Consider the following 13,466-nt stretch of genomic DNA (forward strand, 5'->3'; position numbering starts at 1 on the left):
ATAAAGCACGCCATCTATACTGATCTCATCAGGATGGTAAACCCCTACAGGAGAACATAATGAACCTATCATTCCTTCAGGATAACGACCTCTTCCAGACCGGTTATCTCGCGGGCGGACAGTGGCAGCGCTGCGCGACCACCTTCGATGTGGTTAATCCGGCCACGGGCGAGGTTATCGCCCAGGTGGCCCGCGCGGGTAAAAGCGAGACAGAACAGGCCATTGCCGCAGCCGAAAACGCCTTTCCGGCCTGGCGGCAGAAAACGGCGAAAGCACGCAGCGAGATCCTGAATCGCTGGTATCAGCTGATTATCGACAATAAAACCTGGCTCGGGAAGCTGATGACGGCGGAGCAGGGCAAGCCGGTAAAAGAAGCGGAGGGCGAAGTAGAGTATGCCGCCAGCTTTATCCAGTGGTTTGCCGAGCAGGCAAAACGAGCCAATGGGGAGATTATCCCTCCTGCTAAAACCGGCTCACGGATTCTGGCCACCCGCGAGCCTGTCGGCGTGGTCGCGGCGATAACCCCCTGGAACTTCCCGATGGCGATGCTGACCCGCAAGCTTGGCCCGGCCCTGGCCGCTGGCTGCACCGGGGTGATTAAACCGGCTAACAATACGCCACTCTCCGCTTTTGCGCTGCTGGCGCTGGCAAAAAAAGCTGGGGTGCCGGATGGGGTGATTAACGCTGTTGCGGGCGATACACACGCAATTAGCGATGCGATTATGGCCAGTAAAGCGGTCAGGAAGATCTCTTTTACCGGTTCAACGCAGGTTGGCAAACTGCTGATGCGTAATGCCGCCGAAACGATGAAAAAAGTATCAATGGAGCTCGGAGGCAACGCGCCCTACATCGTTTTTGAGGATGCGGATATCGATGCCGCGGTGAAAGGGGCGATCGCCAATAAGTTCCGCAATGCCGGACAGGTGTGTGTCAGCGTTAACCGCTTTTATATCCAGAGTAACGTTTATGACAGGTTTGTGCGCCAGCTCGCCGATGAGGTGAGCAAGCTTAAGGTGGGCAACGGCATGGATGAGGGCGTGATTGTGGGGCCGCTAATTGAATCAGCAGCGGTAGATAAGGTTGAAGAACACGTCAATGATGCCATCGCGAAGGGTGGGCAGATCCTCACCGGCGGCGCACGACATGCGCTGGGCGGAAATTTCTGGCAGCCCACGGTGATTGCCGAAGCCAGTGAAAATATGCAGCTGGCCCGGGAAGAGACCTTTGGGCCGGTCGCGGCCTGTTTTCGCTTTGATAATGAAGAAGAAGTGATACGCCGGGCAAACGACACTGAATTTGGTCTGGCGGCCTACTTCTATACGCAGAATTTGCAGCGGGTATTTCGGGTATCCCAGGCGTTGGAAAGCGGCATGGTAGGGGTCAACGAGTGCGCGGTATCAACGGAAGTGGCCCCGTTCGGCGGGATAAAAGAGTCCGGGCTGGGCCGTGAAGGGTCGGTGCTGGGGTTGGAAGAGTATCTGGAAGTGAAGGCCGTGCATATCGGTGGACTGTAGCTAAAAAAAGGCCCCGGGCAACCGGGGCTAAAGGATTCGCCATACTGACGAGGAATAACATGCCGCCTGTCGCCGCGGCGAGCCGGTGAGGTCTTTCTCACGCCGGGCCTGTGAACATTGTCGATATTATTAACTGCACTGATTATTAATTTTTATTTGTCCCGCATCAGGCTTATTTACACTACCGGCAAAACGCAGGGATTACGTCCCCGGCGCGACTGCGGCTGTTAACTTTACTTAGATGAATAATCAGGTTTTTATTAACCAGGCTGACTAACTTAACACTCATTCATGCCGCGCAAAAACAAAACCGCAATTATATTTCTGATGTGCGCTATAAATGGCCCGGTTATTAAATTAGAACTCAGCAAGGATAATTATCGAGCCGGGGATCCGTTAGGTTATTTATAAAGCTCGGCGGTAATGTGGTAATTACCCTCATTACGGGCTTCAATAACGCGATACGACGATGCCCCCTGTTCCTCGGCCTTCTGAGAAAGCTGCTGGCGCATATCGGTCGGTACGCCATCAATGCCGCTGATTGTCACGGTGCCCATAGATTGCAGATTCTGGCTGTCCGCCTGCTCCTGGGTTACCAGGTTAGCGGCGCTCGCACCAAATGAGAGAAGGGCAGCCAGACTTATCATGCTTATCATTAATTTGGTTTTCATGGATATACTCCTCAGAGGACTCATTGGTAACCGGGCAGGATAATAAGCGATGATATTCTGGGGTTACCGTCTTTTACGATTGTTGTCTCAGTGATAATTCATTTTGCGAATATTTAGGACGCCAACATGTAGGGTAAATAACTGTTTAAAGTGCTTGATTCGGGCGACAAAGCATTACGTACAATTATTTATCTATGCCGGTTTATTTATAAATTTCCGCCGTTGCGTGATAGGTATTATTCATATTCGCTTCAATTACGCGATAGGCAGATGCGCCCTTGTCATCAGCTTTCTGGTTAAGCTGCTGACGAATATCCATTGGTGTGCCTGCTACACCGCTTACGGTAATAGTCCCCACCGCCTGTAGATTTTGTGCCTGCTCAGAGTTGATGAGTTCAGCGGCGCTGGCACCGAAAGAGAAGGCGGATAACAGGGTCATGGCAACAATTGCTTTGGTGATTTTCATGGTTTTATTCCTCGTTACTGTTTTTATTTTTCGTTTGCTGTGATTTGCATCACGAAGACAAGTATAGAGCTAATAACGTAAAAAATTAATAGCACGCTAATAATAAAAAAAGCGGATAAGCCTGGTACGGAAGCGGGTTTTAATAACTTCTGGTTATAACAAGTGCCTATATTTTCGCCACTCACTGTTAAATCCATGTAAAAACATCGTGATATGTGAATTTATCTTTTTGTGCGTTTATTTGTGGTAGATCACACTATGAGACGGAAGTATTGGAGTATTTCACGTTGCATAGTCGGCAATAAGGCAGTTGATAATAGCGGCAAGGGCAAGGGCAAGGGCAAGGGCAAGGGCAAGGGGCGAGGGATTAAGCAGTTAAGGGGGTAAATGCGGGAGCCATAAAAAGGGGGAAAGGAAAATAGGGTAAGAATAAAGCATGAGGGGGCGGTGGGCGTCTTAGAGGAAATAAGCCAGCGGAGACTGGCTTATCAGGTAAGGGGCACAGGCAAGTTTAAGCAGATTGCGGAAACCAAACTAACCCAGCTTATAACTCCTGCTCAAAGAGCATAAGGATCGCCTGGTAGAGCTGTTTGACGGTGAATGCGCGGGCGGGTGTGACAAATACGGTGTCATCGCCGGCGATCGTGCCGAGGATCCCCTCAGCCTTACCCAGTGAATCCAGCAGACGTGCAATAAGCTGGGCCGCGCCAGGACTGGTGTGAATGACCACCAGCGCATCGTTATAGTCGATGTCCAGCACCAGATTCTTCAGTGGGCTGGTCGTCGTGGGAACGCCCAGTTCGGCAGGAAGGCAGTAGACCATTTCCATTTTTGCATTACGTGTACGCACCGCGCCGAACTTGGTCAGCATACGGGAAACTTTAGACTGGTTGATATTGTCGAAACCTTCTTCCTGAAGGGCGGCAACAATTTCGCTCTGTGAGCTGAATTTCTCTTCTTTAAGTAAGGCTTTGAACGCCTTGATAAGATCTTCTTGTTTTGATGGATTACGCATAAGTTTCCGCAAAAAATTCAGAGGTCAGGGGCATTCACGCCGCTATATAGCATTACTATGCATATAGATGAATATTTATGCAAGCTCGGACGTGGTGGCAGCGGCTGGCATTGCCCCGGGATCGGGAGTCTGGCAAACTTTTTACCATAAAACAATCGTTCGCCCATCGACGTGGTTTGACTAATAAGTAAACGATTTGTTATCAGGTTGATGTTGTTATGATAAGCTCAATGGGTGTAATGTAACGCCGAATAAGGTCTTATATACTGCTGTTATCTCCAGACTGATGTCAGAAGCATTTGAGTCATATTATTCACTCAATCTGGTATGAGCGCCTGAGCCCAAATTAGACTAAAAAACGTCGCTATCCCCTCGCAGGTCGTCTATGTTCATTACCGGATGGAATAACAGCACTTTACGTTCACAATAATAAGGAGTTTAAGATGAAAGTTGCAGTTCTCGGCGCAGCTGGCGGTATTGGCCAGGCTCTCGCACTTCTGCTTAAAACCCAGCTTCCGGCAGGTTCAGAACTCTCTCTGTATGATATTGCTCCCGTTACCCCTGGTGTGGCAGTCGACCTCAGTCACATCCCTACTGCCGTCAGTATCAAAGGCTTCAGTGGTGAAGACGCCACGCCTGCGCTGCAGAGGGCCGATGTCGTGCTTATTTCCGCTGGCGTCGCTCGCAAGCCCGGCATGGATCGTTCAGATCTGTTTAACGTCAACGCCGGTATCGTGCGTAACCTGATTGAACAGGTTGCCAGCACCTGCCCGCAGGCATTAATCGGTATTATCACCAACCCGGTGAACACTACCGTTGCCATCGCGGCCAGCGTGCTAAAAAAAGCGGGCGTGTATGACAAAAATAAACTGTTTGGGGTCACGACCCTGGATATTATCCGCGCCAATACCTTTGTTGCCGAACTCAAAGGTAAAAATCCTGCCGACATTAATGTTCCGGTAGTGGGCGGCCATTCAGGCGTCACCATCTTACCTCTGCTGTCACAAATTCCTGGCGTGACGTTCTCTGAGCAGGAGGTTATCGACCTGACTAAGCGTATCCAGAACGCCGGTACGGAAGTGGTGGAGGCCAAAGCGGGTGGCGGGTCGGCGACGCTTTCCATGGGGCAGGCGGCCGCGCGTTTCGGTCTGTCGCTGGTCCGTGCGCTGAACGGTGAAAGCAACGTGGTTGAATGCGCCTATGTAGAAGGCGACGGCGAACACGCACGTTTCTTCTCTCAGCCGCTGCTGCTGGGCAAAACCGGCATTGCGGAGCGTAAGCCTGTTGGCACGCTGAGCGCCTTTGAGCAGCAGGCGCTTAGTGGCATGTTGGATACGCTGAAAAGCGATATCGCACAGGGCGAGGCGTTCGTTAAGTCATAACCTGAGCGGGCCAGCTGAGGCTGGCCCCTGACCTGATTCAGCTCGTTTTCGTTAACTTCCCGGATATTCCATCACGGTAACCGGCAGGTTTATTTTTTTGCGGTCGCGCAGAATTTCGATGTTAATCACCGTTCCCGGACGAATTTCAGCGACTTGATCCATCGTCTCCAGCGGTGAAAGAGCTGGCTGTTGATTCACGCTGATAATGACGTCACCCCCCGTCATCCCCGCTTTCGCGGCCGGTCCGCCCGCTGCAACTTCGGTCACCCAGATCCCCTGAATATGAGCCAGGCCGTTATCGGCTCCGCGAGGCTGCGGCCTGTCCCGCACGGTAATGCCAATAAAGCCCCGGATGACCCTGCCATCGCGAATCAGTTTACCCATGATCTTTACGGCCAGAGCCGTGGGGATGGCAAAACCAATCCCTTCAGGGGTTTCACCATCGTTACTTTTATCGAAGGAGAGCGTGTTAATCCCCATCAGCTCACCCAGCGAGTTGATCAGTGCGCCCCCCGAATTGCCCCGGTTAATAGAGGCATCGGTTTGCAGGAAATTTTGATAGCGAGAAGGACTCAGACCCACCCGGCCGGTTGCGCTGATAATTCCCTGCGTCACCGTCTGGCCAATGTTGTAGGGGTTGCCTATTGCCATCACCAGATCGCCAACGTGAGCGGTGCGTTTAGGATTAATGGGGATGACGGGTAAGCCCGGCGCGGTGATTTTTAGCACAGCAAGGTCGGTAAGGCTGTCTGAACCTACCAGCTGGGCATCGTAGAAGTGTCCATCCTGCAGGGCGACGATAATTTGCTCAGCATCATTAACCACATGCTTATTGGTCATAATGTAGCCACGTGGGTCCATGATGACACCCGAGCCGAGCGTTCGGACGCCCATATTTCCGCTGGTCGTATTTGCGCTGCGATTATAGACGTTGACCACCGCAGGAGCTGCGCGGCGGACGGCCATATTGTAGCTGACCGGGGCCTGATCGGCGCTGTCGTCCTTTTGTGAGATAAGGTTGCTGCCAATTCTCAACGCCGGTACAGCTGCCAGTAGAAGGCCAGCCACCACCAGACCGAGAAGCACCGAACGTAAGAGTTTAGGAAACATGGCTATAACAGTTGAGTGATTGATCGTGCGGCAGAATAGCACGACTTGAGCGGACACGCAGGTGTCCGCATCATGATTTAACGCAGCAGCAGATAGATACTTTCACCGCTTCTAATGACGTTTAGTGCCAGCAGAGGCGGTTTGGCTTCAAGCTGCTTACGCAGTTCGGCAAGATTCTGTACCCTGGTGCGATTTACGCCCACGATAACGTCATCTTTTTGCAGGCCGGACTGTTCCGCCGGGCTGGCTTTCGTTACCGCGTTGACGCTTATCCCTTTGGTGCCATCTTTGGCGGCTCCGTCGATCAGCGTTGCCCCCTCCAGGGCGGGCGTCATCTGCTCTGCATGCGTCACCGGCTGGCTGCTGGTTTCCAGCTTCACGGTGAAGGTGAGCGGCTTACCTTCGCGCACCAGGCCGACCTTAACGTCTTTTCCCGGCGGGGTCGTGCCGATTTTAACCCGCAGAGCGGCAAAGCTCTCTACCGGCTTATCATCAAGGCTTACGATGATATCGCCAGCCTTAATGCCAGCTTTAGCCGCGGCAGAATTTGGTAGCACCTCATTTACAAAGGCGCCGCGCTGAATATCAACGTTAAATGCCCGCGCCATATCTGCGGTCATCTCAGTGCCTTTAATTCCGAGCTGCCCACGCTTCACTTCACCGAACTCGATCAGCTGCTGAGCCAGGCCCATCGCCATATTGCCCGGAATGGCAAAGCCAATGCCGATGTTGCCGCCGGCAGAGGAGAGAATGGCGGTATTTAAACCAATCAGCTCGCCGTTCAGATTAACCAGCGCGCCACCGGAATTGCCCCGGTTGATGGCGGCATCGGTCTGGATAAAGTTCTCCAGCCCTTCAAGGTTAAGGCCGCTGCGGCCCAGCGCAGAAACAATCCCCGAGGTGGCGGTCTGCCCCAGACCAAAAGGGTTCCCGATGGCTACCGCGAAATCACCTACTTTAAGCTGATCCGAGTCGGCCACTTTTATCTGGGTTAACCCTTTTGCGCCCGCAATCTGGATAAGCGCGATATCGGTTTGCTCATCGCGGCCAATCAGCTTTGCATCAAATTCCCGACCGTCGCTGAGCTGAACGCTGATTTTATCTGCGCCGCTGACCACATGATTGTTAGTGAGTATGTAGCCTTTATCAGCATTTATAACCACGCCGGAGGCCAGCCCTTCAAAAGGCTGGGCCGGGTTGTCATTGCCCTGTCCATTTTGCTCTCCCTGGCCAAAGAAGCGTCTGAGCGGCTCAGGGATAGCCTGAGCCTGCGTCTGGGTTCCCTCCACATGCACGCTAACCACCGCGGGCAAGACTTTCTCAAGCATTGGCGCAAGGCTTGGCAGCGGCTGCCCTGCTATCTGTGCGGGTAGCGTCGCCGATGCCGGCGCGGCTACGGTCAGGCTCATAACACTCAATGCTAGTGCGCTTAACAGTAAGGATTTCTTCTTCATCGCTACGACGCTCTCGCTGGAAGTAAAGTGGGAAGATAGATGTTAACAGGGCGGTGAATGCGTCCGTCAGTATTGCCGACGGTTAAAACAGGGCGCTGGAGGGCGCCCATGCTGAAGCTTATTTGTTCTGCGCCGGGCGCTCGCCGCGCAGTAATCCGGTAGCACTGTCCGGGTAGTCACGCGGCATCTGCACCGGAGCCTGATCGTTATCGGCTTCGGACTCCGTCAGCTGATAAGCGAAAGGATTTTTTTCACCCGGCAGATTCGGCAGCAGATCGTTAGAACCTTTTGCCATATGCTGATAAAGCTGACGGTAATCGCGTGCCATGTTATCCAGCAGCTCGGCACTTTGTGCAAAATGGCTGGTCAACTCTTCACGGTAGTCAGACAGTTCGGCCCTGGTCTTCTCCAGCTCGTACTGTGTGCTCCGCTGCTCGCGCAGTTTTCTATTACCAAAACGCATTGCTACCGCGCCGATAATCAGTCCAACTACCAATCCGATAAGCGCGTATTCCCAGGTCATAATCACTCCCATATTGTCTTCGTTGTTCCGTAGAATCGTCTGGCTGTTACCAGCTCGTTACCTGCCACTATAACCGCTAATGTAATGGAAGTGGAATCCTGAGGCTGCATCGCTTAGTGTAGGACGGGTTTTTTTTCGCTGACCGATGGCCTGACGCAGTAAATTATTCCGGGATATGAACAAATTATGCAAACGATGTCTCCTCTGGCGTTGTACCAGCAGGCGCTGGAAAACGGCGAATATCAGCCTGATGACGTGCAGCGTAAAGCCGTCACCCGCCTGGACGCTATCTGTCATGCTATAGGCGCGAATTCCTCTTCCCCGGCCCCGGCTGGCGGGCTGTTCGGCAAGCTCAATAAGCTTATGGGTAAGGGGAAAACACCCCCTCAGCCCCCGGTTAAAGGCCTGTATATGTGGGGGGGCGTTGGCCGTGGAAAAACCTGGCTGATGGATATGTTTTTTCAGGCGATTCCTGGTGAGCGCAAGCAGCGCCTTCACTTTCACCGCTTCATGCTGCGAGTCCATGAGGAGCTTACCGCCCTGCAGGGTACAAGCGATCCGCTGGAGATCGTGGCTGACCGCTTTAAGAGCGAAACGGATCTGCTCTGCTTCGACGAGTTTTTCGTGTCCGACATTACCGACGCGATGCTGCTGGGAACGCTCATGGAGGCGCTGTTTGCCCGGGGCATAACCCTGGTCGCCACCTCCAATATTCCACCGGATGATCTCTACCGTAACGGATTGCAGCGCAGCCGTTTTCTGCCCGCCATCGAGATGATTAAACAGCACTGTGAGGTGATGAACGTTGATGCCGGGATTGATTACCGCCTGCGCACGCTCACTTCGGCGCATCTCTGGATGGCGCCGCTCAACGAGGCCACCACGCAGGCAATGGACCGGATGTTCGTTGCGCTCGCTGGCAGCGACAGGACGGAATGCCCGGTGCTGGAGATCAACCACCGTGCCTTGCCGACTCAGGGCGTAGCGGGTGGCGTCGTGGCCATGGATTTCCAGACGCTGTGTGGGGAAGGGCGCAGCCAGCACGATTATATTGAGCTTTCACGCCGCTTTCACAGCGTACTGTTGTTCAACGTTCCGGTGATGATCTATAAAACCGAAGATCAGGCGCGGCGTTTTCTGGCGCTGGTGGATGAGTTTTACGAGCGGCATGTTAAGCTGGTCGTGTCGGCTGAGACATCGCTTTTTGAGATCTATCAGGGCAGTCGGCTGAAGTTTGAATATCAGCGCTGTATGTCGCGCCTGCAGGAGATGCAGAGCGAAGAGTATCTGCGCCTGACCCATCTTCCCTGAGGGCGAGATCACCGTACATTTGTTGTAAAAAAGGTTCGCACTTTTGAGGGGACTTCTCTATAATCTTGCGACCCCACGTTACAGCAAAGGTTTTTTTCCCAAAACTCTTTGTGTTCCAGTAACTCTATCCGAAGGGGTGGGCTTGCTGGTCGAGATGGTCGTGTGAGCCTCAACCGTTTATTCAAGCGTTTGGGATTTCACCAACGTGTAACTTAATTTGGGTAAGCTTTTAGATGAAAACTTTTACAGCTAAGCCAGAAACCGTCCAACGTGACTGGTATGTTGTCGACGCAACAGGCAAAACTTTAGGTCGTTTAGCGACTGAACTGGCTCGTCGTCTGCGCGGTAAGCATAAAGCGGAATATACTCCGCACGTCGATACCGGTGATTATATTATCGTTCTGAACGCTGAGAAAGTTGCCGTAACCGGTAACAAGCGTAGCGATAAGATTTATTACCATCACACCGGCCACATCGGTGGTATCAAGCAAGCGACCTTCGAAGAGATGATTGCTCGCCGTCCTGAGCGTGTGATTGAAATCGCGGTTAAAGGTATGCTGCCTAAAGGCCCGCTGGGCCGTGCTATGCACCGTAAACTGAAAGTTTACGCGGGCAACGAGCACAACCATGCGGCACAGCAACCGCAAGTTCTTGACATTTAATCGGGATTACAGGCAATGGCTGAGAATCAAAACTACGGCACTGGTCGCCGCAAAAGCTCTTCCGCTCGCGTCTTTATCAAGCCGGGTAGCGGTAACATCGTAATTAACCAGCGTTCACTGGAACAGTACTTCGGTCGCGAAACTGCCCGCATGGTAGTTCGTCAACCGCTGGAACTGGTCGAAATGACAGGTAAATTCGATTTGTACATCACCGTTAAAGGTGGTGGTATCTCCGGTCAGGCTGGTGCGATCCGTCACGGTATCACCCGCGCTCTGATGGAGTATGACGAGTCACTGCGTGGCGAACTGCGTAAAGCAGGCTTCGTTACCCGTGATGCTCGTGAGGTTGAACGTAAGAAAGTCGGTCTGCGTAAAGCACGTCGTCGTCCTCAGTTCTCCAAACGTTAATTTTTTCTGCTTCGGCAGAATCAGTTATCGAAAAACCCGGTGCACGCACCGGGTTTTTTCTTTTCCCGCATCCGCAAAAAGTGTTAAAACGCGATAAGGCTAGCCCTTTTCCCGTCAAATCCTCATTCCTGCCACCACAAGCTGTCTAAAATCTGGTAAACTAGGTGTCACTTTGCGCCCATAGCAGGGCATTGATGCATGGAGTCCTCAGTGGATGCCGGTTCGGCTTCAGATGGTGCTAAGGGTCATTAATTAAGCAGGTTAGTCGCCATGTGGCGGCCTTGCGTAGTAATTTTCTGGATAAACTTGGAGGTTTACATGGCTGTCGCTGCCAACAAACGTTCGGTAATGACGCTGTTTTCTGGTCCGACTGACATTTTTAGCCATCAGGTACGTATTGTCCTGGCGGAAAAGGGTGTCAGCGTAGAGATCGAGCAGGTAGAAATGGATAGCCTGCCCCAGGATCTGATTGACCTCAATCCTTACCGCACCGTCCCAACGCTGGTCGATCGCGAACTGACGCTGTATGAGTCCCGTATCATCATGGAATACCTTGATGAGCGCTTCCCGCATCCTCCGCTGATGCCGGTATATCCGGTAGCGCGCGGTGAAAGCCGTCTGATGATGCACCGCGTGGAGCAGGACTGGTACAGCCTGATGCGCAAGGTGGAAAACGGCACGGCACAGGAAGCGGAAGCCGCGCGCAAGCAGCTGCGTGAAGAGCTGCTGGCGATTGCCCCACTGTTTGCCCGCACACCATTCTTTATGAGCGAAGAGTTCAGCCTCGTCGACTGCTATCTGGCACCGCTGCTGTGGCGGTTACCGCAGTTGGGTATTGAACTGATCGGTGCGGGTTCCAAGGAGCTTAAAGGCTACATGACACGCGTATTTGAGCGTGACTCCTTCCTGGCTTCCCTGACGGAACCAGAACGTGAAATGCGCCTGCATACGCGGGGATAAGTACGATGGAAATGACGCAACTAACCGCACGCCGTCCGTATCTGCTGCGCGCATTTTATGACTGGCTGCTCGATAACCAACTGACACCGCACCTGGTGGTGGATATCAATCTGCCGGGCGTGATGGTGCCGCTGGAGTATGCGCGGGACGGTCAGATCGTGCTTAACATTGCGCCACGTGCCGTAGGCAACCTTGAGCTGGGCAATGACGAAGTGACGTTTAACGCCAGATTCGGCGGCGTCCCTCGTCAGGTTACGGTGCCAATGGCCGCCGTGCTGGCGGTTTACGCGCGTGAGAACGGGGCAGGCACCATGTTTGAGCCTGAACCGGTCTATGAGGAAGCGGGCGAATATAATCCGGCGTCTGCGGATGAAACCCCGGAGACGGTGATGTCTGTTATCGACGGCGATCGTCCGGATAACAGCCTGCAAAACGATGATGAGAATCCTGAGGACGATCCACCCCCGCGCGGTGGGCGTCCGGCACTTCGTGTCGTTAAGTAGCCGTCAGATTGACATGTTAAAAGGGCTCATCAAATGATGAGCCCTTTTTTATGCCACAGCCTACACCTCAAGCCAGTCCATGATGCCCTCGGCGGCTTTACGGCCCTCAGCAATGGCGGTTACCACCAGATCGGAACCGCGCACGGCATCGCCACCGGCGAAGATTTTAGGGTTGCTGGTCTGGAATGCGTTATCACTGCCTTCGGGCGCAATGATACGGCCCTGTGAGTCCAGCTCCACGCTGTGCTGCTCCAGCCATGACATGGCGTGAGGGCGAAAGCCGAAGGCGATCACCACCGCGTCAGCAGGCAGGACATGCTCGGAACCCGGCACGATCTCAGCCCGGCGACGGCCGTGCGCGTCCGGCTGACCCATCGCCGTGCGGGCCATTTTGACGCCGCAGACGCGGCCATTACTGTTAATCTCAATGCCCAGCGGCTGAATGTTAAACTGGAACTCCACGCCCTCTTCACGCGCGTTTTTCACTTCGCGCCTGGAGCCCGGCATATTTTCTTCGTCACGTCGGTAGGCACACACCACGTGAGTGGCACCCTGGCGAATCGAGGTGCGCACGCAGTCCATAGCGGTGTCGCCGCCGCCCAGTACCACCACGCGCTTCGCATTCATGTTCACCCAGGGCGCTTCCTCCGTGTGGCTGAAGCCCATGGTATTTTTGGTGTTGGCGATCAGGAACGGCAGGGCATCATAGACGCCTTCCGCTTCCTCATTGTCCAGCCCGCCCTTCATCGACTGATAGGTGCCCACGCCCAGAAACACGGCGTCGTAATCCGCCAGCAGATCGCTCATCTGTACGTCCTGGCCGACTTCGGTATTCAGATTGAACTCAATGCCCATGCCGCTGAAAATTTCACGGCGCCGGGTCATGACCTCTTTTTCCAGCTTAAAGGCCGGGATACCGAAGGTCAGCAGGCCACCAATTTCCGGGTGACGATCGAAGACTACCGCCTTCACGCCATTGCGCGCCAGCACATCGGCGCAGGCCAGCCCGGCGGGACCGGCACCAATAATGGCGACGCGCTTACCGGTCGGCTTAATGCCGTCCATATTGGGCTTCCAGCCCATCTCCAGCGCTTTGTCATTGATATAGCGCTCAATGTTGCCGATAGTGACCGCACCAAACTCATCGTTTAACGTACAGGACCCTTCGCACAGGCGATCCTGCGGACAGACGCGTCCACACACTTCCGGCAGGCTGTTGGTCTGATGCGAAAGCTCGGCTGCCTCAATAATACGCCCCTCATTGGCCAGCTTAAGCCAGTCAGGGATATAGTTATGCACCGGGCACTTCCACTCGCAGTAGGGGTTGCCGCAGGACAGGCAGCGATCGGCCTGCGCCTGCGCCTGGCTTTCAGAAAACGGCTCATAAATCTCCACAAATTCAATTTTGCGGATTTTAAGCGGCTTCTTCGGCGGATCGACGCGCTGTAAGTCGATAAATTGATAGACGTTTTGACTCATAGTGACCT

Annotated in this window: 14 protein-coding genes; 7 read left to right on the forward strand and 7 right to left on the reverse strand. The window is 53.6% G+C overall.

Going from position 1 to position 13,466, the window contains the following annotated elements:
• Positions 1-59: 59 nt before the first annotated feature.
• Positions 60-1,514 (forward strand): NAD-dependent succinate-semialdehyde dehydrogenase, encoded by a 1,455-nt coding sequence (locus tag AC4PCC_RS02025; protein ID WP_492126232.1) that lies wholly within the window; start codon positions 60-62, stop codon positions 1,512-1,514.
• A 401-nt stretch (positions 1,515-1,915) separates the two neighbouring features.
• On the opposite strand, the gene yhcN (AC4PCC_RS02030) is transcribed toward AC4PCC_RS02025, so the two are convergent.
• From yhcN (AC4PCC_RS02030) to argR, 3 genes are all read right to left on the reverse strand, one after another.
• Complete coding sequence (gene yhcN, locus AC4PCC_RS02030; RefSeq protein WP_492126233.1) at positions 1,916-2,185, reverse strand: peroxide/acid stress response protein YhcN; 270 nt, start codon at positions 2,183-2,185, stop codon at positions 1,916-1,918.
• A 202-nt stretch (positions 2,186-2,387) separates the two neighbouring features.
• Positions 2,388-2,651, reverse strand: coding sequence for a peroxide/acid stress response protein YhcN (gene yhcN / locus AC4PCC_RS02035; RefSeq protein WP_345829171.1), 264 nt, complete (start codon positions 2,649-2,651; stop codon positions 2,388-2,390).
• 544 nt (positions 2,652-3,195) lie between these two features.
• Entirely contained in the window at positions 3,196-3,666 is a 471-nt protein-coding gene (gene argR / locus AC4PCC_RS02040) for a transcriptional regulator ArgR (protein ID WP_492126234.1), read from the reverse strand.
• Between the two features lie 443 nt (positions 3,667-4,109).
• Between argR and mdh the strand changes: the two genes are divergently transcribed.
• Positions 4,110-5,048, forward strand: a complete 939-nt coding sequence (mdh, locus tag AC4PCC_RS02045; protein WP_492126235.1) for a malate dehydrogenase — start codon at positions 4,110-4,112, stop codon at positions 5,046-5,048.
• A 51-nt stretch (positions 5,049-5,099) separates the two neighbouring features.
• Here the strand turns inward: mdh and degS are convergent, their stop codons facing one another.
• The 3 genes from degS to zapG form a co-directional block, all read right to left on the reverse strand.
• Positions 5,100-6,158 carry an outer membrane-stress sensor serine endopeptidase DegS gene (gene degS / locus AC4PCC_RS02050; protein WP_492126236.1) on the reverse strand — a complete coding sequence of 353 codons (1,059 nt, stop codon included), beginning with the start codon at positions 6,156-6,158 and terminating at the stop codon, positions 5,100-5,102.
• A gap of 77 nt (positions 6,159-6,235) precedes the next feature.
• Complete coding sequence (gene degQ, locus AC4PCC_RS02055; protein ID WP_492126237.1) at positions 6,236-7,612, reverse strand: serine endoprotease DegQ; 1,377 nt, start codon at positions 7,610-7,612, stop codon at positions 6,236-6,238.
• A gap of 118 nt (positions 7,613-7,730) precedes the next feature.
• Complete coding sequence (gene zapG, locus AC4PCC_RS02060) at positions 7,731-8,135, reverse strand: Z-ring associated protein ZapG (protein ID WP_067705924.1); 405 nt, start codon at positions 8,133-8,135, stop codon at positions 7,731-7,733.
• 186 nt (positions 8,136-8,321) lie between these two features.
• On the opposite strand from zapG, the gene zapE reads away from it, so the two are divergent.
• The 5 genes from zapE (at position 8,322) to sspB (ending at position 11,979) form a co-directional block, all read left to right on the forward strand.
• The gene (zapE, locus tag AC4PCC_RS02065) at positions 8,322-9,446 is read left to right on the forward strand and encodes a cell division protein ZapE (RefSeq protein WP_492126238.1); all 1,125 of its coding nucleotides are present in this window, start codon (positions 8,322-8,324) and stop codon (positions 9,444-9,446) included.
• Positions 9,447-9,679: 233 nt separating this feature from the next.
• Entirely contained in the window at positions 9,680-10,108 is a 429-nt protein-coding gene (gene rplM, locus AC4PCC_RS02070; protein ID WP_067705929.1) for a 50S ribosomal protein L13, read from the forward strand.
• 15 nt (positions 10,109-10,123) lie between these two features.
• Positions 10,124-10,516, forward strand: coding sequence for a 30S ribosomal protein S9 (gene rpsI, locus AC4PCC_RS02075; protein WP_067705931.1), 393 nt, complete (start codon positions 10,124-10,126; stop codon positions 10,514-10,516).
• 318 nt (positions 10,517-10,834) lie between these two features.
• A complete protein-coding gene (gene sspA / locus AC4PCC_RS02080; protein ID WP_345829164.1) occupies positions 10,835-11,476 on the forward strand; it encodes a stringent starvation protein SspA in 642 nt (213 codons plus the stop codon).
• A 5-nt stretch (positions 11,477-11,481) separates the two neighbouring features.
• Complete coding sequence (sspB, locus tag AC4PCC_RS02085; RefSeq protein ID WP_067705935.1) at positions 11,482-11,979, forward strand: ClpXP protease specificity-enhancing factor; 498 nt, start codon at positions 11,482-11,484, stop codon at positions 11,977-11,979.
• Positions 11,980-12,039: 60 nt separating this feature from the next.
• Here the strand turns inward: sspB and AC4PCC_RS02090 are convergent, their stop codons facing one another.
• A complete protein-coding gene (locus AC4PCC_RS02090) occupies positions 12,040-13,458 on the reverse strand; it encodes a glutamate synthase small subunit (RefSeq protein WP_067705937.1) in 1,419 nt (472 codons plus the stop codon).
• Positions 13,459-13,466 lie beyond the last annotated feature (8 nt).

Source organism: Erwinia sp. L03-1, assembly GCF_058686115.1.